Raw genomic sequence first — 19438 nt, 5'->3', positions numbered from 1 at the left:
CTTTCTGTTTTTATATACAGTGAATTAGAATGTCAGGTTTAAACCAACCAGGAACTGGCGCGTGTTCGGGTAAACGCCCTCATCCAAACCAAATGCGGTAGAACCGGCCACCTGGCTTTGTCCAACCTCTGGGTCCGGACCGGAATATTTGGTGATGGTGAACAGGTTGGCGGTTTGCACATACACACGCAGGCGATCGATTTTCAATGCCTGGGTCAGGTGTTTTGGCAACGTGTAGCCAATCTGGGCGTTTTTCGCGCGCAGGTAAGAACCATTCTCAACATAGTAAGAGTTAGGCACGTTGGTTGTACTGAAAGAACCTGTGTTTTCCTGGATCGGTGCGGTGGCATTCATGTGCTGGGGAGTCCATGAATCGTACAATGCCGTATTGCTTTTCGCACCCTGGAAGTTGGTGTAGAAGTCGTGCCACCATTTCAGGTTGTTCCAGATCTGGTTGCCTTGTACACCGTAAAGGAAGATACCGAAGTCGAAGTTTTTGTAGGTAGCACCGATATTCAAACCGTAGCTGAATTTAGGGCTTGGGTTACCGAGGAAGGTACGGTCGTCGGCGGTGATAATACCGTCGCCATTCACGTCTTCATAACGGAAACGTCCTACTTTCACCTCATTCTGATAAACCGCCGCCGGGTTACCGCTCTTCTCAGCCGCCTGTGCATTTGCTGCGTCGATCTCCGCCTGGCTGTTCCAGAAGCCTACGATGTTGTAGCCGAAGAACTGGCCGATCGAGTGGTTCACTGCATTACGGACAATCGTGCTACCGTTAAACCGGCGGCCTTCCTGGTCGAAATAGCTTACTCCGTCGGTGATTTTCACGATCTTGTTGTTGTAAGTCGTGAGTGTCACGGTCGCATTCAGTTTCAGGTCTTTGCCAATGGTTTTCTCACCGTAGATCGACATATCGATACCCTTGTTCTTCATTTTACCGATGTTCACAGCCGGTGCGGTACCTTGTCCGACGGTTCCGGCAAGCTCAGGCGAGAACAAAAGGTCGTCGATATTTTTCTGATAATAGTCGATCGTGAAATCGATGGCTCCGTTGAACAACTGCGCATCGATACCGATGTTGGAGTTGATGTTACCTTCCCATTTCGCGTTCGGGTTACCTACGCGGGTACGCTGGAAGCCCAGTACCGTGCTGTTGCCGGTTCCTTTGATATCGTAGAATGCAAAGCTTCTGTTCTGACCATAGGTTGTAAATGCATTGGCAGGATCCACATTGAACTGGTTACCCATAATACCCCATCCACCGCGGATTTTGAGGTCGGTGAGCCAGGTCAGGCTTTGCATGAACGCTTCCTCTTTCAATCGCCATCCCGCGCTCACGGCCGGGAACCAACCATATTGCGAGGTAAAACGCGACGAACCATCCCGGCGCAACGTACCGCTCAGGAGATATTTGTCTTTGAAGTTATAGTCGATACGGCCGATGTACGAGAACAACGCATCCGAAGAGCGGTTCGAGAAGTTGGTAGGTGTTCCTGAACCGGTAGAAAGACTGGTATAATTGGGGTCAAAAGAGAAATAGCTCTGGGTAGAACCGCCCACTTCGCGATAAGTACTGTTATAAGCCTCGGTACCCAAAAGCACCTTCACATTGTGTTTGTTATTGAATGAATGCTCGTAGGTAACGGTATTGGTCCACGTCCAGTTATAGCCGGAATTCACGCGCTCCGAGTAAGAGTTGGTCGTCACGTTCTCGGAGTTCTCCCATTCAGGATAAGCGAATGTGTTTTCTGCATAGGTAAACTGGCCTCCACCGAAGCTGGTACGGAAGTTGAAATCTTTGAGAAAATCCACTTCGGCGTACATGTTTCCGAACAAGTTGTTGGTAATGCCGCGGTTGTTGCGGGCACGGTCGCGAATCGCGACAGGGTTTTTGGCATTACCCAAACCACTACCGAAAGAACCGGCATAATTGCCCTGGATATCGTACACCGGAATGATCGGCTGCATACGGTAAGCCATACCGATACCACCACCCTCTTCGAGGATACCTGTACGCGGGTTGTTCACGAGCGTGAGCGCGATGTTCTCACCCACCCGGATAAACTTCGTCACATTGTACTGGCTGTTGGCACGAATCGTGTAGCGTTTCAGGTAGGTGTTCATCAGGTTACCCTGCTGGTTGAAGTGGTTGAACGAGAACAGGTAGTTACCTTGCTCTCCGCCGCCGCTTACCGAAAGGTTATGGCTCTGGATCGGCGCATTCTTGAACACTTCATGGAACCAGTCGGTACCCCCTTTGTTAGCCTTCACAATGCGGTAGAACGAGTCCATGTCCGCTTTGTCGGTATAATTGGGGTTCACGTAGTATTTCGACAAATCCACGGCACCTTCTTTCACGCCCGTAGGCACAATGTAGTCAGGCAGAACGGGCGTTTCGCCGCTGCCGTACTGCGGATCGTTGATCGTTGCTCCCGAGTTTTTCAATGCCAGGAATTTCAGATCCGCCATACCTTGCGGCGAAAGGATGTCGTACACGTTGCCTTTCGGAACGGTCTGCGTACCGTAGAACATATCGTAGCTCACTTTCACTTTACCCTGCCCGCGTTTGGTAGTGATAATTACCACCCCGTTGGATGCCCGCGAACCATAAATGGAGGCCGAACCGGCGTCTTTCAATACCTGCATCGAGGCTACGTCGTTCGGGTTGAGGTTGTTGATATCCTGCGTAGGCACACCGTCCACTACGAACAACGGGGTGTTGTTCCCGAATGAGTTGATACCGCGGATACGGATCTGCGGCGCCTGGCCCGGTTGACCGGAAGTAAGCACGGTCACACCCGAAGCACGGCCTTGCAGCTGGTTGCTGAGGTTCGAGTTGGGCTGTTCGGTCAGTTCGGATACCTTCACAATCGAAACGGCACCCGTCAGGTCCTTGCGGCTCGCGGTTCCATAACCCACAACCACCACTTCGTTCAACAGTTTTTCATCCTGGGTGAGCGTCACGTCGAGCGTGCTCTGGCCGGCGGCCACGTCTACATCTTTTGAAGAGAAACCTACGAAGCTGAATGTAAGTGTTACGTTGCCGTCTGGTGCGTCAATTTTAAATACCCCCTGGGCATCGGTGCCCGTACCGCGCGCGGTACCTTTGACGACCACCGAAACACCGGGCAGGAAAGCACCGTCTTTGTCGGTTACCGTGCCGGAAATGGTCCTGTCCACGGTTTCCGATTTGTAGCTTTGCGGATTGAGCTTTTCGATCGGCAGTTTCACTCTTTTCAGGATGATCTGCTTACCCGAAACCTCGAAACCAAGGTCCAGCGGCGCCAGGATGGTTTTCAATGCCGAGCCAAGCTGCTCCTGCTTCACATTCACGCTCACTTTGCGCTCCGCCTTGATCAGATTGGAACTATAAAGGAATTTTATTTTAACCTGGTCTTCAATTGCTGACAACACTTTACGGACGTCCTGATTCTGCATCTGGATCGTAACGCGGTTATTCAGAACCTCCTGCGCTTCGGTAGCACCAGCCAGGGCCACAGTCGTCAGAAGTGCAGCAATGATGAGTTGCATACAACTGAATCTCATAAGGATCTGCCAATAAGCATAGTTAGGATACAATTTTTTCATAACTTTACTAAGTTTTGTAACATGGAAAAATGGGCAAAACGAGTCCTCCATCCGCTGGTAACGGATGTAATCGAATTGGGGATGAACTCAGGGTTGGTGATGGTGCAACATCATCAACCTTCTTTTTTGGGGAGTTTGGTTAAATCATAGAAGCGATCTGGGGGTTAGGGTTGTTAGTTAGGTTTGTAAGCATTTGTAATTTCTTTGAATATCAGTTACATCCTCTGCCTGAGACGATCATCTTCCCGTCTATCACTTCGAAACTTGCCTCGATGCCCTTGCAAATAAGGTCCATCTTTTCATACAGGCTCTCGGTCGTGAAAGAGGCCGTCAGCAGGCATTCCCCGAACAAACGGTGGTCATATACGATGTCGATCCCGTAGGTCTCTTCGATATTGCTCAGCAATTCCGAAACCGGCATGTCCTGGAATTTCAGCAGCGGCGCTGGTAACACCGCCGAGGCCAGGATTTCCGGCTCATCGACCAATCCCTTACGGATCTGTGTTTGCTCACGTGAAAAAAGTACTTTCTGGTTCGGCGTAATGATCGTGCCCGCAAGCTCCGGACTGGCAATCCCTTCGCATACCTCCGTATCGGTGCGCGGGAAAACGGAAACTTTGCCGGTTTTCACACACACTTCCACCTGCTTCGCGTCCTCGAATGCCTTCACCATAAAACTCGTACCCAACACCTTGGTAACCAGCTCGTTGGAATACACCACAAATGGTCGCTGGCGGTTTTTAGTCACCGTAAAAAATGCCTGCCCCGACAGGTAAACTTCCCTCAATGCACTCTTGACGAAATCCTTACGATAACTCACACTGCTTTTCGGCTGCAAAAGAATCGTGCTGCTATCCGGCAATGTGAGCAGGATCGGCGAGGTAGTTGTGTTGGTTTGCTCGACCAGCGGTGCCTCCACGGCCGATACCAGTTCTTCATAGCTCACATGGCTATCGTGCCGGTTGGGCTGTCTTGCCCAGCCAATCACCAGCAACACCACCGCCGCAGCCGAAAGTGACGCACCCAAACGCAGCCACAGGCCACGCATAGGCCAGCGACTCGCCGAACCCTTCCGGCTATGAATCTCATCGAGCATCGCGGCCACCTGTCCGTCTGTCGGGAAATCCGCTTCCATTTCTGAGCGAATACCCAGCAGTACCGACCTGGCACCGGCAATAGCTTCGGCTTTTTCGGGGTGTGTGAGTAAAAAGTTATCCCAAAAATCACAAGTTTCCTGAGACGGGGCCAGTACCCAGGATTTGAAATATTGATCTTCCAGGAAATCAGTTACTTCGTAATGATAGTAACCCATCAGTATGATTATTTGATGAAAAATTTGACATGGTGCTCATCAGGAAAGAGCAAAAGCAATGGCGGTTTAACTCACTTTTCGTGAATTATTTTAGAAGAAATAGAAATAATCCCGAAGTGAGGATCGAAATGGTTAGCTGACGAAGCTTGGAAACAGCGCGTTGCACGAGGTTTCTCACCGATTGCTCGTTGATTGTAAGTATCTGGGAAATCTGGGAATAGCTGAAATCCTGGTAAAACCGCAGCATCATGACTTCGTACTGACGCCCGGGAAGGCTTTTCAGCCATGCGTCGAGTTCGTCCTTTTGTTTCTGGGTCTGCTCCGATTCGATGATTTCATTTTCCTTCGGAAGCGAAACCGGGTGAAATTCCTCGTCGATCAGATCCCAGGGCTCATTGAAACGCCCATTGCCATTCCGGTGAATACGCCGTCTGAGTGAACGAAAAAGGTAAAAACGGGGAGATTCGGCGTCGGCCAGGCGAGAATGGCTTTGCCAGAGGTCGATAAACAAATCCTGAACCAGATCTTCTACCACTGCTTCGTCCGGGATCAGTTTCTTGCCGTAACTGTAAAGCACCCTCACGTACCGCTGATACAGTAAAGTGAATGCCTCTTCGTCTCCCTGCCGGAAGCGCTGCCAGAGCATTCGATCATCGGTATCGGTAAAGGGAGAAGCCAAATAGTCAGGTTTTTGCTTTTATCAAAAATACTAAAAAATGTTCAAATAGAACAATTTTAACAAACATTCCCTTCGAATATTCGCATTTTTATGTCCTATATTGACCTGTTTGGCATATCGTAAACTGCTGGCTGCATAGCAATTAGCCCGACATGCGCCGGCAATTTTGTGTTGCATGATGGGGGTCATGAAGCCATTCGGCTATCGATCAGTTGAGAGAAGTCCCTCCGAAGCTCATTGATGTCCGGACTTTTCTTCATAAAACCGGAAGCGCCCAGTTCCATGCATTTCGTCACGATCTCCTTCTGGTCGGAAGTTGAATACATATATATCGGTGTCTTTACGAGCCTGGGGTTCTGTTTTAACTCCACGAGCAATTCCATCCCGTTCATTTTGGGCATATTGATATCTATAAAGATCAGATGCGGCTGATAGCTGTCGCCGCCCAGTTTTTCCAGCGCCTGGATGCCGTCGCATGCAAACTCGCATTCCACGTCCGCGCCTGTATCCTGCATCGTCAGCAGGAAAATTTCCTGATCGTCGACATCGTCGTCCACCAGGAAAATCATAATGTTTCCACGTATCATCATTTTAGAGGTAAGCTTACAGCCTTCCGGGCCCATTACTATGCCTCGGCCGACCCTTCCCGTTTACGGTGCTGACTGCAAAATTCATTCCAACGTAACCGGGTTATGAACGGCGGTCGGCCCGTTGCAAACTAGGGTCGCAAACCAGATCCATATGCCGCTGTCCGCCCCGCAAAATCACGTGTTAGGGAAAAAATTGCACGGTTACCGAGCCAGGACGGCCACGAAGCGCAACTTATTTGTAGAATTTTTTCAAAACAAAACCTAAAAAAGTAGAATTAATTAAGTTTTCTGTATACTTGCGGCTACAACATTTAGCCAACACTATTTCAATGAAGAAAAATCTCCTCCATTTGTGGCTGTTCATGCTCATGGCAGCCGTGTCTTTCTCGTGTAGCGACGACGACGACAAAACCCCTGACACTATCAAACTCGAAGACTCCTGGAAAGAAGGCTGGTCTTCGCAAAAAGTGCTCGACATCGCCAAAGGTCAACGTCCGGCCCCGTCGGTTTACCTCGACCAGAAGTACATCGATTTCCACCTGGCGCAGTTCAACGGTGGTGCCACATATCTCGTCTCCAAAGCATCATTAGACAAGTACGGCCGCGACACGCTCGGCTATCCGGATAATACGCAATTCGTGATGACCAAAGCCGAAATGGACGCCATGCTGACCAAAACCGGCAAGGACATCAGCAAGATTGAAACAGAACTCGGTATACCGGCCGGCAGCTGGAAAGGCCTGGAAATGGTACGGATATCGATTCCCGACCCCAAAGGATTGAAGGTACGCGTTCCATCGGGCAACGAAATGGGCGCCAACAGTTTATGGCTGCCGGGCGGGCACCTGCCGACGGGCTATTCCGAAGCGGTTGTCAACAAGATCCCGAAGGGAAAATACACGGAAACACCACTATAACCATGAAAACAAGGCAGCACGTTGGGCGACGTGCTGACCTTTCTTTTTTGACGTATATTTAGCCCCGCATAACGCTTTTTACATGAAAGAAATAGCTAAGGAAGCCTGGAACTACACTTTTTCCGAACAACATCCCGGAGATTACATCCTCTCGGTGGTGTGCGGCGGGGCAGGTTTGTATGACTTTGTAATCCGCCTCACCGGCGCACAGATCGCCGCCTACGAGCGCGAGGGTATTCCTTACATTTCCAGGCTGGCAGAACAGGTTCGCTACGACCAGACGCCCTTCAATGCACAAAAAGCCTGACGACCAACCTTCTTTTTTCCAAGCTGATTAACAGACTTTTAAAGGCCCATCCGGGCCTTTTTATTTTTTCCGTGCAACGTTTCGGGAACTCGGTCGTCATTGCATTGCATTCGCCGCAGGGCATCCGGCAGTGAGTGCGGATCTAACAGTCGTTAATTAGCCATGTATGAAAACACCCCTACTCACCCTGGCCATTCTGGCCCTCACACTGAATTTCGTTTCCGCACAGCACGTGCGTATTTCGGGCCTGCTGATGGATTCTACGGCCAGTAAGCCCGTCGAATTTGCCACGGTGGCATTGCTGCAAGACGGAAAAATCACCGAAGGCGTCACGGCCGATGCCAAAGGCCGGTTTACGTTCGCCAAAGTTGCGCCGGGCGTCTACATTGTTCAGGCCTCGCTGCTGGGCTATACGACCAAAACTTTCGGCCCTGTGCATGCCGACAAGGAGGATATCGAAATAGGCGTCATCAAGTTGGCGTCCGCAGCGCAAAATCTGAAAGAGGTAACGGTCAGCGAGCAAAAGGCACTCTTTGAAGAGCGTTCCGACAGAATGGTTTACAATGCAGAAAAGGACATCAGCATCAAAGGCGGTGACGCTACCGACGTTTTAAAGAAAATTCCGTCCATTGCGGTGGACATCGAAGGCAATGTGCAGCTGCGCGGCAGCGGCAATATCAAAGTATTGATCAACAATAAGCCTTCCAATGTCGTGGCGCGCAGCGTTTCCGAGGCCTTAAAGCAAATCCCTGCCGACATTATCAAGCAGGTGGAGGTAATCACCTCTCCTTCTGCCAAGTACGACGCGGAAGGCACCGCGGGCATTATCAATATTATTACCAAAAAGAATACACTGAAAGGCACGAACGGCTCCATCAGCCCGAACTTCGGCCAATGGAACAACTGGCCCAATGCGAGTATCAGCCACCGCAACAAAGGTCTGACGCTCTCTGCCAACGGCGGTTTCAGCAACTGGAAAAACAAGCGGTATATGCAGCAGCTGCGCACATTTACCAATGCCGACACCATCACCAACCAGGATCAGATGCAATGGGTACGCGGCCGGGGCAAGAACTTTTACGGCTCTTTCAATGCCGACTGGGATATCGACTCGCTCAACCGCGTCGGCACGGGCATCAACTATTATAATGGCATCAACACCAATTATTTTGACATTACTTTCGATGAGACCAGCCTGGGGGTTTCGCGCCAGTACTTCCAGCGCGATATGCGCCGGACCTACGACTGGCAGGGCGCCACGGTCAATTTCGACTACACTCGTTTATTCAAAAAACCTAAAAGGGAACTCACGCTCCTGATGATGTATTCCTTCGAAGGCGAGGACAGTGACTATGACTCCGATCTCAAAGACCGCAGCGACGCCGTGTATTACCGCGAGAAAAGTTACAATATCAGCAACAATAAGGAAGGAACGATCCAGCTGGATTTCACCAACCCGCTCGACAGCATCAGCACCCTCGAAACAGGCACCAAGACGATTTTCCGCAAAATTCTGAGCGATTACCGCATATCCAGCGCCATCGACGGTTCCCAGGATTTCCACGATATGCCGGAACAGGCCAATGTCTTCGATTATGCCCAGCAGGTCACCTCGGCTTATCTGGTTTACAACCGCACACCGAAAAACAAATGGGGCATCAACCTCGGCGCGCGCTACGAGCACACGTTCATACAAGCCAACTTCCTGAATGGTACCGCGTCTTTCTCGAACAACTACGGCAACCTCATCCCGAGCGTGAGCCTGTCGCGGAGCCTGAAAAAAAGCCAGCAGGTGCGTGTGAGCTACACCCAGCGCATTCAGCGGCCGCAGTTCTTTTACCTCAATCCGTATGTCAATCAGGCCGATTCCAAAAACCAGTACGGCGGTAACCCGTACCTGAAACCCGAGTTGACGCATTCGGTGGAGGCGAATTACAGTGTGTCGATCAAGCAGACAAGCATTAATGCATCGTTTTTCCTGCGCCAGACCAACAATGCGATCGAGAGTATCAGTACCGTCGACAGTGCCGGCGTTTTGAAACAGATTTTCCAGAATGTGGCCCAAAACTCTGCTTATGGCCTCAACCTGAGCGCCAATACCAAAATTATGAAGCAATGGTCCGTAAACGGCTCGCTCAACTTGTTCTATAATGTACTGGAAAGCGCCGAGCTCAAAACCCGCAACGCCGACTGGATGTACCGGATCAACCTCAACTCGACCATTGATTTCGGCAAAGGCATCAAAGCGCAGCTTTTTGGATTTTACAACTCGCCGCGCGTGAACCTTCAGGGCAGTTACGGCGGCTTCGGGTTCTATAATATTGTATTACAAAAAGAAGTACTGAAAAAGAAAGGAACGATCGGGTTTGGCTATGACAACCCGTTCAATCAGCGGATACGATGGAAAAACGACTTCTTAGGCCCGAATTTCGTGCAAACGCAGGACGTAGCCATGTATCGCCGCGGCTGGCGTCTCAATCTGAAATATGAATTCGGGCAGGTCTCCGGTAACCAGCGTCAGAAAAAACGGATCAGCAACGACGATAAGAAGGCCGGTGAAGGAAACAATTAAGGTTCAGCTGCATTACTAAATCGGACGGAATGGGGTAAAGCCCGGGTTTTGCGAAAAAACCCGGGTATTTTTTTGGAAACCGTATGGTTTCATTTATATTTGGAAACCATACGGTTTCCATTTTATTTTTTTCACCTCTTTCTAATTATGAACCAGACGCGGCGCGATGTTTTTCAGGCTATTTCAGACCCGACACGGCGGGAGATCATCGGTTTGCTGGCCCGGCATTCGCTTAACCTGAACAAAGTCGCCGATCATTTCACCATGAGCCGACCCGCCGTTGCGAAGCATATCCGCATCCTGACCGAATGCGGGTTGGTGATTGTGCAAACCCGCGGCCGCGAAACCTACTGCCAGGCCGATCTGAAAGGCCTCAAACAGGTTTCCGAATGGGCCAATACCTATCAGGAGTTCTGGAACGACAAGCTGGATGCGCTCGAACGCCTCCTGGACGAGGACCCTTCCGATGAAAATCTCTAAACTTTAACCCATAACAACAATGGCCTTTGAACCTTTTGTTTTAGAAAGAGTCCTGAATGCCCCGCCTGCACGCGTGTGGCGAGCCCTGACCGATGCCGGCCAGATGAAAAAGTGGTATTTCGATATTCCGGATTTCAAAGCGGAGCCCGGCTTCGAGTTTGAATTCACCGCCGGGAGCGAGGACAGGCAATACCGGCATCTCTGCAAGGTCACAGAAGCGGATCCGGGGCGGAAACTCGCCTACTCATGGCGCTATGCCGATTACCCCGGCGATTCCGAGGTAAGTTTCGAGCTTATTCCCGAAGGCGACAAAACCCGCCTTCGTCTCACGCACAAGGGCTTGCATACCTTCCCGAAAGACCACGCCGATTTCGGATTGCAAAGCTTCTCCGCAGGCTGGACGCACATTATCGGCAAAAGTCTGGCAGAATTTGTGGAACAGGAAGATTAAGGAATAACCCTGTCCGAGCGCAGCTGATCGAATATGCGGTAGAACATCTGTTCGGTATCCGCATATTCGTGAAAGCCTAGCCTCCTCGCCTTCGATCCATCCGCAAGAAAATCGTAGTCCCAGGAGAACACAAAATCTCCGAACGGCCAGGCGGATAATGCTTCATACCCGTATTGCAATCCGTGACGCTCGCGGAGCGCGTCCCACACGGGCGCCTTGTCGCGCATGACCTCCGCAAGCGGGAGCTGCACGGGCGGCGCGGTGTCGAGCCCGAAGTACCGGCCAATTTTAGGCCACATTTCCTCCCAGCGGAACAGATCACCATTATTAATATTAAATGCCTGATTGGCAGCGGCCGGCGTGGTAGCAGCCCAGACGGTGGCTTTGGCGAGCAGATCGGCGTCGGTCAGCTCGATGAGCGGATGATAGGCACCGGGTTTGCCCGGGAAGCGGAAAGGCACATTCAATTCCTTTGAAATGGAGGCGTAAACCGCGATCAGCGATACCAGATTGAGCGGATTACCCGGCGCAAAACCACCCACCACCGACGGCCGTATCGCCGACCAGCTCCACGATTTCCCCCGCTGCGCCGCGGTAATGTACCGCTGTTGCTCGGTCATGAACTCCGGAAGCATAATCGGCGGATCATCCTCCCGCGCAGGCGTCCTGAACGGGCCCAGGTGTGCGCCGTACACTTTGTAGCCTTGCATAAAACTAATGTGTTCGAGTTGCGGGGCTACCTTTTCAATGGCTTCCACCACATTCCTGAACATCGCCATATTAGGCGCTACCAGCTCCGCCCAGGTCGGCTTATCCTGGTAGGCGGTATAAAAAACGTGCGTCACGTGATTCAGCTTCGTGAATTTCGCGGCCACATCCGTCTCATCGAGCAAATCGACGACGATGGTTTCGACATTCCCCGACAGCGGCTTTCTTGAAGTCGCGACGACCTTCCAGTCGGGCAACGATTGCAGGTAGGCCGTCAGGTTCTTGCCGATTACGCCGCTCGCTCCTACTACGAGTGCGGTTTTTAAATGTTCCATTGGGTTATGCCCTGTCAAGGGGTTTAGTAAGGTAAATCAGGGGATTTGTTTCCAGCTTTTCCAGAGATGCTACGAATGCCTGGATATACGGCTGCGCGTTATGGGCATCCAGCCCTTCGCGACTTTCCCATATTTCCTGGAATACGAATACATTCGGGTTATTATCGTCCTGATAGAGATCGTACTGCAAACAGGCAGGCTCCTTTCTGGATTCGGTTACCATGTTCAACAGCGTCGCGCGGACCTCGTCGCGGTGCGCTGTTTTGCTTTCAATGACGGCGGTAAGGTAGATAGGCATGGTTTAAGCTGCGGTTTCAATTTCCAGACTGTTGAACACCCCGGCCAAATGTGCCAGGTATTGATTTTTGTAATCCTCGATGCGCTCCGGCGTCGCATTCTTTTCCAGATCGTGGAAATGCATGCTTTCCAGCGGCTCCATACCCGTAAATGCATTCATGCGATGGAAACCGAACATCACACCCTGGTCTACCGAATGTTCCCGGAAGAACTCACCGGGCAATGTAAATGCAGTTTCCGGTGCATTCCAGGTGGTGGTAAGCATATATTTCCGGCCGTGCAGCATACCGCCCGTGCCGTAATTGATAGCCGGGTTCTCCGTTTTGCGGCCATCACTGCGGTAAATGCCTTTTCTATGACCAGCCGTAAATACGATATCGATGTATTCTTTCAATTTATAAGGCATCGAAAACCACCATACGGGCGTGTGGTACACGACCACGTCGGCCCATACGAACTTCTTCACTTCCTCGTCCGGGTCGTACGGTTGGTTGATATCGGTTGTTTGCAGCTCAAAGCCATTTTCTTCGGTAAAATAGGCCTGGTCCAATCCTGTCAGCGTATGGTTGAATTTCCCTCCGGAATGCGCGAAATGCTGACCGCCGTTAATGACAAATATCTTTTTCATAGTTCTGTTTTGATTTTGACACTACAAATTTCCGGCAGTTAAATACATTATCAAAATAACTTAAATTGTATATTTGTATTATAAAACTTATAGATAGATATGGTACTCAATCTGGAATGGCTCCGTACTTTCAAGGCGATCTATGAAACGGGGACGCTCTCGGCAGCAGCCCAGGAGCTTTTTATATCCCAACCGGGCGTGAGCCTGCATTTGAATTCGCTGGAAGCCTACACGGGGCACAAACTGTTCGACCGGTCGCCGCGGAAAATGGTGCCTACCGAGCAAGGCAAGGTATTGTACAACTTCGTCCTCGACCCACTCCGGAAGCTGGAAGCCGTGGAGCAGCATTTTCATAAAAGCTCCAAATCCGAGCGGCCGACGATCAGCGTCGGAATGTGCTTCGAAACCTTCCAATACACGCTGGAAGAGCATATTGCGTCGCTGCCGTTCAACCTTATTATCAAGTTCGGAGAGTACCCGCAAATGCAGCAGGACCTCGACAACGGTCTGCTCGACCTCATTGTAACGCCGCAACAGGGCCAGCAACAGAATTTGCAGTACAAACCGTTTTCAAAAGAAAGGATTGTGCTTATCGCGGGCGGCCAGACAGACACCGAACCGCTCATCGATTTGTTCGCGCAGCCCAATAAGTCGGAAGCCGCCAACTGGCTCAAACAGCAGATCTGGTACAGCACCGCCGCCGATATGGAGCATTTGAAAAATTTCTGGCTCAAAAACTTCGACCAGCACCCCGATTTCCGCCCCAACTACATCGTACCCAACATTTGCTCGATCATCCGCTGCCTCAGCGACCGGGAAGGCTTCTCGATCGTCCCGCATTTCCTATGCGTGGAAGCCATCGAAACCGGCCAGATCCAGCTCGTGTGGGAAGGCAACACGCCCCTGGAAAACACGCTGTATTTCGGCACACGCAAAAAGACCATTTACCAAAAGGAAATCGAGCAATTGCAGGAGCTGTTTATTTCGAAATGGAAGGCGCCGGAGGCGGTGTTGGTTTGACGGCTGTGGGCTGACGCCCGACCGCTGACCACCGACCGCTGACCGCCGACCGTTGTGGGCTCGCACCCGACCATGGGCCGTCCACCATAGACCACGTTCAAATACAAATCGACCACAGACCTGAAACAGTTAACCTGGTCCATGGTCCGTGGTCGATTGTCTATCGTCGGCCGTCAGCGGTCGGCGGTCGGCGGTCAGAACCCCTAAATCCTCACGCTAATCGTAACCCCGATATTCCCCCGCGTGGCTTTGGAATAAGGACAAGTCTGATGCGCTGATTCAATCAAAGCGCGGGCGGTTTCTTCGTCAAGACCGGGCAGGTTCACGTTCAGGCGGGCTTGCAGGAAGTATTCTGCATTGGTAAGGCCCAAATCCACCTCGGCGTCCACCGCCGTGCCTTCCGGCAAGCTGATCTTTCTCTTTGCAGCTGCGATTCCTAATGCGCCGATAAAACATGCAGACCAGCCGGCTGCAAAAAGTTGTTCAGGATTGGTACCCGTGCCGTGGGAGCCTGGCGATGACAATTTTATATCCAGATTACCGTCCGAGCTGCGGGAAGCGCCGTCGCGGCCGCCGGTAGTGTGGGTTTTTCCTGTATAAATTACTTTGTCGATGGTGGTGGCACCTGCTACTTGGGTGATTTCGATCGTTTCCATGATAAATTACTAGTTGATTTTGTAGTCTTATAATAGTTTGTAATTCAACCCGAAACCGGCGTTTCCGCTGCGATTTCCGATACAAATAGACTACAATCCCGCTGTAAACGATCGCTCTAAATGGCCGAAGTGGGCGCATTAGCGGGCGAGTTAGACAATGATCGTGTCAGGTTGAAAAAGTGCGACCCATGGAGGAAGGATCGACGAGTAACGACAGCATTAATGTAAATGCAAGATTTGTTGTTACATCCCTGACGGGATTTTTGGCCTGTTCTCATTGCTGTTGCTACCAATATTACATCGCTACGCGATTGGGCACTCGTCCTTCCTCTTCTTCCCCTTTCCTTTCTTCCAACAACACCCGACCACATCTGACCACACCTGACAACACCTGACTACACCTGACTACACCTGACCGCGCCTGACCAAACCCAACCACGCCCTGTCCACTTCGCCCCCCAATCTGTCCACTTCACCCCGATTCCGATTCCCCACGGCGGCTCGCCATTCTACTTTTGAGAAAAAACAAACCGCTATGAACGCCCTTAAACACCATAAATACCGCAATGCAGTAGCCGTTTTGGCCGGCATTCTATTCACCAGTTTCGTTGTATTGCAGGTCAACAGCCCTACGGTCGAAAACCCGCCGGTAACATCCGAGTTTCATGGACCGGAAGAAGTGACCCGCATCCTGAAACGCTCGTGCTACGATTGTCACTCCAACGAAAGCAACCTGCGCTGGTACGACAAAGTCGCGCCATTCTCCTACAAAGTCGCTGCGGACGTGGAGGAAGCGCGCAAACGCTTTAATTTTTCGGAATGGGACAGTATTCCCAAGGCCGATCAGGAAGGTAAGCTCTGGTACATTGTCAATATGATCGACGCGGGCCGTATGCCGCTGCCCGAATACACAGCCACACACCCGTCCGCCAAAGTGACGCCCGAGGAGCTCACCATCCTAAAAAACTATGTGACCAGCATTTCCAAGAAGCATTACGCCGCCGGGGATACCGCCGCGATCATGGAAAAACCCAAAGTAGCGCACGTACCGACCTCCATCAACGGCATCCGCTATTTCGAAGACTACAAAACCTGGAAGGTGATCAGCTCCACCGGCCGCCCCGACAACGGTACTTCCCGCATTATCTACGGAAACGACATTGCCGTGAAAGCCCTGGAAGCAAACAAAATTCTCCCCTGGCCCGACGGTGCGGTGATCGTGAAAGTAGTATGGAACAGTCAGGCACCAGACGCCGACGGCAATGTAAAACCGGGCAATTTCAACAACATCCAGATCATGGTCCGCGACGCCAAAAAATTCGCCGACACCGAAGGCTGGGGCTTCGCAAGGTTCAGCGGCCTCGATTTGAAGCCCTACGGAAAAACCGCCTCGTTCGCAACCAGCTGCATCAACTGTCACCAGTTGGCGAAAGGAACCGGGTTCGTATTCGATATACCGACGCGGCCGGTTGGGGAGTGACGGACTGGAATTGACGGCCGACGGCCGACCGCCGACCGCCGACTGGCACATGGCTTCAACTGTCACAATTCAGCAAAAACCGTGATCCGCGATCCATCGTCCGTGGTCAATTATCCCAAATGATCACCATACCTCACTCGGCGGTCAGCGGTCGGCGGTCGGCGGTCGGCGGTCGGCGGTCGGCGGTCAAAACAACCCATTCAACCATTAAATCACCAAAAATCATGAAAACCACCATCATCACTTCGCTTTTCCTTTCTCTTGGCATTTCGATCTCCGCTATGGCTTTTAATGCAAGTACCTCAAATACCGACGACAATACTGCCAACAAAGGCTTCGCCGTCGTAGAGCTGTTCACCTCGGAAGGCTGTTCGAGCTGCCCGCCTGCTGATAAGCTGCTGGCGAAAATTCAGGAGGAGAATGCGGGCAAGCCGGTTTACCTGCTCGCGTTCCACGTCGATTACTGGAATCACCAGGGCTGGCGCGATGTATTCAGCGAAAAAGATTTTACCAAGCGTCAATACCAATATGCAAGCTGGCTGAACCTCGAAACGGTTTACACGCCGCAAGCTATCGTCAATGGCAAGCATGAACTCATCGGCTCACAGGAAGAAACGCTGAAACGTGCATTGAATATCGAACTGAATACCGCTGCACCGGCACAATTGAACGCGGAAGCGCAAATGGAAGCAGGTAAACTGAAACTGAGCTATCAAACGACAAATGCAGGACGCAATACCGTTTTGCAGGTTGCATTGGTGCAAAAAGTGGCACATACCATGGTGAAACGCGGCGAGAATGCGGGCCGGTTGCTCCCCCACGTGCAGATCGTCCGCCGCATCCAGAGCTTCCCGGCAACGACCAGCGGCAACGTAGCGATAAACCTGCCCGATGGTTTCAACGCGAACGAATGGGAAGTGATTACGTTCCTACAAAACACGCAGAACGGTAGCATTGTGGCTGCTGACAGACCTGTTGTTGACGGCCGACCGCTGACCGCCGACGGCCGATCGCGTTAAAGTATCGTCCATAGTCAAATATCCCAAACGATCACCATACCCCACCCGGCGGTCAGCCGTCGGCCGTCGGCGGTCAAAACATCAAAACAAACCATACGCTCATGAAAAACCTCATAGCAGTCTTCATTTCCGCGTCACTCGCATTAGCAGCTTGCCACGACTCCCGCAAGCTCACGCCTGCGCCGGAAACCATCTTCGACGACCATGGCCTGCACGTCATCACGTCGTTCCACAACGACCGTACCGGCACCATTTCGGTACTTTACGGCAACGACGAAGCCCTCGCACATGCGAGCCGCGAGCGCGACACACATACGCCGGGCGACGCTTCGCCGGGCGAAGTTTTCAAGCTCGTTACCTGGGACCTCAAACAAAACCCGTTGTGGTTCGGAAGTAATATCAATGGCGCCGTAAAGTCGGTGGAGACGGTGACTGTCTCGGCAGGCGAGTCGGGCCCGGTCGTCGACTATTCGACGGAAGGTTCGGATTCAAAAAGTGCCAAAAATGCCGTTTTAAGCAATGCAGAGCGGATTAGTTTTATATTTGCCCAACGGGCGTCTGTTTTCCCGTAAACCGGTTCACGAACAATCATGGTACAAAAGACATTCAGGGTTTCGGCGGTAATCGTCTGGCTGAGTTCCGTGTCGCTGGGCATACTCACCACCGTTCCCAAAATAGCCGAGAAGCATCCCAATGGTTTCGAGGCGATTACCAGCGCGTTGATCACCACCTCGTTCACCTTGTTTGTGTGGTATTTCAATATCTACTCGCTGCCCAAATTCACGAAGGGGCATTCATCGTCGGGCTTTTCGTACCCGCTGCTGTTCCGGAGTATCGCCATCGGCATCGTGCTCATGTTCCTGATGGTAGGCGCGCAGAAGCTGGCCATCCCGTCGCTGGATTTCGGGCCGGTGGTACTGATGTTCGAAGTGCGGGGGATCATGATCAACTTGATCTTCTACATGCTGTTGCATTTGCTCTATCAGACCCACCGCAACCAGCAGGTGATCCTCGAACTGGAACGCAGTAAAGCCGATAACCTCGGCGCTCAATATGAATTGCTGAAACAGCAGGTCAACCCGCATTTTCTCTTCAACAGCCTCAGCACCCTGAAATCGATGGTGGAGCTGGAAGATAAAAACAGTGTCGATTTCATACTAAAACTATCTGATTTCTATCGTTTTACCCTGGAAAACAGAAAGCTCGACCTGATCAGTCTTGCGGAAGAGATTGAAATACTCGACGCTTATATGTATTTGCTCAAAGCGAGGTTTGAGGAGGGTATCGAGCTGGAATACCGGGTCCCGGAGGATGTTTACCGTACCTGGATACCGCCGTTCACATTACAATTGCTGGTAGAGAACTGCATTAAACACAATGTGGTTTCGCTCGACAAGCCGCTGCACATTACCATATATGAAGAGAATGGCCTGCTGGTCATCGAAAACCCGCTGCAATTGAAGAAAAACCCCGAGCATTCCACCGAGGTGGGGCTCGACAATATCAATCGCCGGTATTTCCACCTGCTGAACCAAAAAGTACAAATCGAAAACGACCAGGAATATTTCAGGGTCAAACTGCCGCTTATTCATGAAAATCGTAATCATTGAAGACGAAATCAAAACGGCCCGCTCGCTGGCGCAGCTGATCACCACGCTCCGCCCCGAGGCCGAGGTGGTGGCCACGATCCAGAGCGTGGAACGGGCCGTTTCCTACCTCACCGAAATGCCCCAGCCCGACCTGATTTTCATGGATATCCAGCTTTCGGACGGTCTGTGTTTCGAAATTTTCGAATCGGTGAAGGTGGTGCCGCCGGTGATATTCTGCACGGCTTACGACCACTATGCGATCGAGGCATTCAAGGCCAATGGCATCGATTATCTGCTCAAACCATTTAAAAAGGAGCATATTGAAGGCGCGCTGGACAAACTGAGTCAGTTGAAAAGCTATTTCTCCACAGAAAAGCCGCTGGTACCCGAGCTCGAAATGCTTTTGAAAAGGCTCGGCGAGCCCGAAGGCAAGAAAAGCTTCCTCGTGTTCAAGCAAAACAAATACATCACGATCAAAACCGAGACGATCGCCTTCTTTTACATCCACAACGAAACCACCTGGCTGCGCACGTTTGATAACCAGGATTACACCATCACACAACCGCTGGAAGAAGTGCAGGGCATGGTGTCGCCATCACAGTTTTACCGGCTGAACCGCCAGTATCTGGTCAATTTCGATGCGGTAAAGGAAGTGGAGCATTATTTCTCGCGGAAGCTCTTCATCAAACTCACGATCCCGACGCCCGAGAAACTGCTGATAGGAAAGGAAAAAGTGAGCCATTTTCTAGGCTGGCTCGAAAACCGGTAGCCGGGCTACGGTAGTGTTAAAAAGAAAAATCCATT

At 51.4% G+C, this 19438-nt stretch carries 19 protein-coding genes; 11 read left to right on the top strand and 8 right to left on the bottom strand.

The genetic code is table 11. The annotated features are described in order from the left end of the window. Positions 1–24: 24 nt before the first annotated feature. From CLV60_RS02890 to CLV60_RS02875, 4 genes are all read right to left on the bottom strand, one after another. Positions 25–3594, bottom strand: a complete 3570-nt coding sequence (locus tag CLV60_RS02890) for a TonB-dependent receptor (protein ID WP_106593852.1) — start codon at positions 3592–3594, stop codon at positions 25–27. 211 nt (positions 3595–3805) lie between these two features. After that, entirely contained in the window at positions 3806–4906 is a 1101-nt protein-coding gene (locus tag CLV60_RS02885; protein WP_106593851.1) for a FecR family protein, read from the bottom strand. Positions 4907–4991: 85 nt separating this feature from the next. Next, positions 4992–5585, bottom strand: a complete 594-nt coding sequence (locus CLV60_RS02880; RefSeq protein ID WP_106593850.1) for an RNA polymerase sigma factor — start codon at positions 5583–5585, stop codon at positions 4992–4994. A 185-nt stretch (positions 5586–5770) separates the two neighbouring features. Beyond that, entirely contained in the window at positions 5771–6175 is a 405-nt protein-coding gene (locus CLV60_RS02875) for a response regulator (RefSeq protein ID WP_106593960.1), read from the bottom strand. A 329-nt stretch (positions 6176–6504) separates the two neighbouring features. On the opposite strand from CLV60_RS02875, the gene CLV60_RS02870 reads away from it, so the two are divergent. The 5 genes from CLV60_RS02870 to CLV60_RS02850 all read left to right on the top strand — a co-directional run bounded on the left by CLV60_RS02870 (position 6505) and on the right by CLV60_RS02850 (position 10902). Continuing rightward, complete coding sequence (locus tag CLV60_RS02870) at positions 6505–7092, top strand: hypothetical protein (RefSeq protein ID WP_106593849.1); 588 nt, start codon at positions 6505–6507, stop codon at positions 7090–7092. Positions 7093–7174: 82 nt separating this feature from the next. Beyond that, on the top strand, positions 7175–7399 hold the full coding sequence (locus CLV60_RS02865) for a hypothetical protein (protein ID WP_106593848.1): 225 nt from the start codon (positions 7175–7177) through the stop codon (positions 7397–7399). 166 nt (positions 7400–7565) lie between these two features. After that, positions 7566–9971, top strand: a complete 2406-nt coding sequence (locus CLV60_RS02860) for a TonB-dependent receptor (RefSeq protein ID WP_106593847.1) — start codon at positions 7566–7568, stop codon at positions 9969–9971. 147 nt (positions 9972–10118) lie between these two features. Next, on the top strand, positions 10119–10451 hold the full coding sequence (locus tag CLV60_RS02855) for an ArsR/SmtB family transcription factor (RefSeq protein WP_106593959.1): 333 nt from the start codon (positions 10119–10121) through the stop codon (positions 10449–10451). Between the two features lie 19 nt (positions 10452–10470). After that, positions 10471–10902 (top strand): SRPBCC family protein, encoded by a 432-nt coding sequence (locus tag CLV60_RS02850; RefSeq protein ID WP_106593846.1) that lies wholly within the window; start codon positions 10471–10473, stop codon positions 10900–10902. Here the strand turns inward: CLV60_RS02850 and CLV60_RS02845 are convergent. Genes CLV60_RS02845 through CLV60_RS02835 form a run of 3 tightly spaced genes read right to left on the bottom strand, consistent with a single transcriptional unit; the run spans position 10899 to position 12870 of the window. After that, complete coding sequence (locus tag CLV60_RS02845) at positions 10899–11945, bottom strand: SDR family oxidoreductase (protein WP_106593845.1); 1047 nt, start codon at positions 11943–11945, stop codon at positions 10899–10901. The genes CLV60_RS02850 and CLV60_RS02845 overlap by 4 nt on opposite strands. A gap of 4 nt (positions 11946–11949) precedes the next feature. Further along, a complete protein-coding gene (locus tag CLV60_RS02840) occupies positions 11950–12243 on the bottom strand; it encodes a putative quinol monooxygenase (protein WP_106593844.1) in 294 nt (97 codons plus the stop codon). A gap of 3 nt (positions 12244–12246) precedes the next feature. Then, complete coding sequence (locus CLV60_RS02835; protein WP_106593843.1) at positions 12247–12870, bottom strand: NAD(P)H-dependent oxidoreductase; 624 nt, start codon at positions 12868–12870, stop codon at positions 12247–12249. Positions 12871–12969: 99 nt separating this feature from the next. Here CLV60_RS02835 and CLV60_RS02830 point away from each other — a divergent pair, with 99 nt between their 5' ends. Next, positions 12970–13890 (top strand): LysR family transcriptional regulator, encoded by a 921-nt coding sequence (locus tag CLV60_RS02830; RefSeq protein WP_106593842.1) that lies wholly within the window; start codon positions 12970–12972, stop codon positions 13888–13890. A gap of 203 nt (positions 13891–14093) precedes the next feature. Here CLV60_RS02830 and CLV60_RS02825 read toward each other — a convergent pair whose 3' ends face one another. Next, entirely contained in the window at positions 14094–14546 is a 453-nt protein-coding gene (locus CLV60_RS02825) for an organic hydroperoxide resistance protein (RefSeq protein ID WP_106593841.1), read from the bottom strand. Between the two features lie 535 nt (positions 14547–15081). Here CLV60_RS02825 and CLV60_RS02820 point away from each other — a divergent pair. From CLV60_RS02820 to CLV60_RS02800, 5 genes are all read left to right on the top strand, one after another. After that, the gene (locus tag CLV60_RS02820; RefSeq protein ID WP_106593840.1) at positions 15082–16026 is read left to right on the top strand and encodes a heme-binding domain-containing protein; all 945 of its coding nucleotides are present in this window, start codon (positions 15082–15084) and stop codon (positions 16024–16026) included. Positions 16027–16250: 224 nt separating this feature from the next. Then, positions 16251–17045, top strand: coding sequence for a DUF1223 domain-containing protein (locus CLV60_RS02815; RefSeq protein ID WP_106593839.1), 795 nt, complete (start codon positions 16251–16253; stop codon positions 17043–17045). 101 nt (positions 17046–17146) lie between these two features. Beyond that, positions 17147–17617, top strand: coding sequence for a hypothetical protein (locus tag CLV60_RS02810; protein ID WP_106593838.1), 471 nt, complete (start codon positions 17147–17149; stop codon positions 17615–17617). Between the two features lie 18 nt (positions 17618–17635). Then, positions 17636–18655, top strand: coding sequence for a sensor histidine kinase (locus CLV60_RS02805; RefSeq protein WP_106593837.1), 1020 nt, complete (start codon positions 17636–17638; stop codon positions 18653–18655). Beyond that, the gene (locus tag CLV60_RS02800; RefSeq protein ID WP_106593836.1) at positions 18636–19403 is read left to right on the top strand and encodes a LytR/AlgR family response regulator transcription factor; all 768 of its coding nucleotides are present in this window, start codon (positions 18636–18638) and stop codon (positions 19401–19403) included. Before CLV60_RS02805 ends, CLV60_RS02800 begins: the two co-directional genes overlap by 20 nt. Positions 19404–19438 lie beyond the last annotated feature (35 nt).

Source organism: Dyadobacter jiangsuensis (assembly GCF_003014695.1).
In the GTDB taxonomy this organism is placed as follows: Bacteria; Bacteroidota; Bacteroidia; order Cytophagales; family Spirosomataceae; genus Dyadobacter; species Dyadobacter jiangsuensis.
Note: the sequence above shows the minus strand (reverse complement) of the source record. Positions and strands in the feature narration are given on the sequence as shown.

Coding starts and splice junctions, on each gene's coding strand:
- CLV60_RS02890 (WP_106593852.1), bottom strand. CDS start 3,594: ATGAAAAAATTGTATCCTAACTATGCTTATTGGCAGATCCTTATGAGA.
- CLV60_RS02885 (WP_106593851.1), bottom strand. CDS start 4,906: ATGGGTTACTATCATTACGAAGTAACTGATTTCCTGGAAGATCAATAT.
- CLV60_RS02875 (WP_106593960.1), bottom strand. CDS start 6,175: ATGATGATACGTGGAAACATTATGATTTTCCTGGTGGACGACGATGTC.
- CLV60_RS02870 (WP_106593849.1), top strand. CDS start 6,505: ATGAAGAAAAATCTCCTCCATTTGTGGCTGTTCATGCTCATGGCAGCC.
- CLV60_RS02865 (WP_106593848.1), top strand. CDS start 7,175: ATGAAAGAAATAGCTAAGGAAGCCTGGAACTACACTTTTTCCGAACAA.
- CLV60_RS02860 (WP_106593847.1), top strand. CDS start 7,566: ATGAAAACACCCCTACTCACCCTGGCCATTCTGGCCCTCACACTGAAT.
- CLV60_RS02855 (WP_106593959.1), top strand. CDS start 10,119: ATGAACCAGACGCGGCGCGATGTTTTTCAGGCTATTTCAGACCCGACA.
- CLV60_RS02850 (WP_106593846.1), top strand. CDS start 10,471: ATGGCCTTTGAACCTTTTGTTTTAGAAAGAGTCCTGAATGCCCCGCCT.
- CLV60_RS02845 (WP_106593845.1), bottom strand. CDS start 11,945: ATGGAACATTTAAAAACCGCACTCGTAGTAGGAGCGAGCGGCGTAATC.
- CLV60_RS02840 (WP_106593844.1), bottom strand. CDS start 12,243: ATGCCTATCTACCTTACCGCCGTCATTGAAAGCAAAACAGCGCACCGC.
- CLV60_RS02835 (WP_106593843.1), bottom strand. CDS start 12,870: ATGAAAAAGATATTTGTCATTAACGGCGGTCAGCATTTCGCGCATTCC.
- CLV60_RS02830 (WP_106593842.1), top strand. CDS start 12,970: ATGGTACTCAATCTGGAATGGCTCCGTACTTTCAAGGCGATCTATGAA.
- CLV60_RS02825 (WP_106593841.1), bottom strand. CDS start 14,546: ATGGAAACGATCGAAATCACCCAAGTAGCAGGTGCCACCACCATCGAC.
- CLV60_RS02820 (WP_106593840.1), top strand. CDS start 15,082: ATGAACGCCCTTAAACACCATAAATACCGCAATGCAGTAGCCGTTTTG.
- CLV60_RS02815 (WP_106593839.1), top strand. CDS start 16,251: ATGAAAACCACCATCATCACTTCGCTTTTCCTTTCTCTTGGCATTTCG.
- CLV60_RS02810 (WP_106593838.1), top strand. CDS start 17,147: ATGAAAAACCTCATAGCAGTCTTCATTTCCGCGTCACTCGCATTAGCA.
- CLV60_RS02805 (WP_106593837.1), top strand. CDS start 17,636: ATGGTACAAAAGACATTCAGGGTTTCGGCGGTAATCGTCTGGCTGAGT.
- CLV60_RS02800 (WP_106593836.1), top strand. CDS start 18,636: ATGAAAATCGTAATCATTGAAGACGAAATCAAAACGGCCCGCTCGCTG.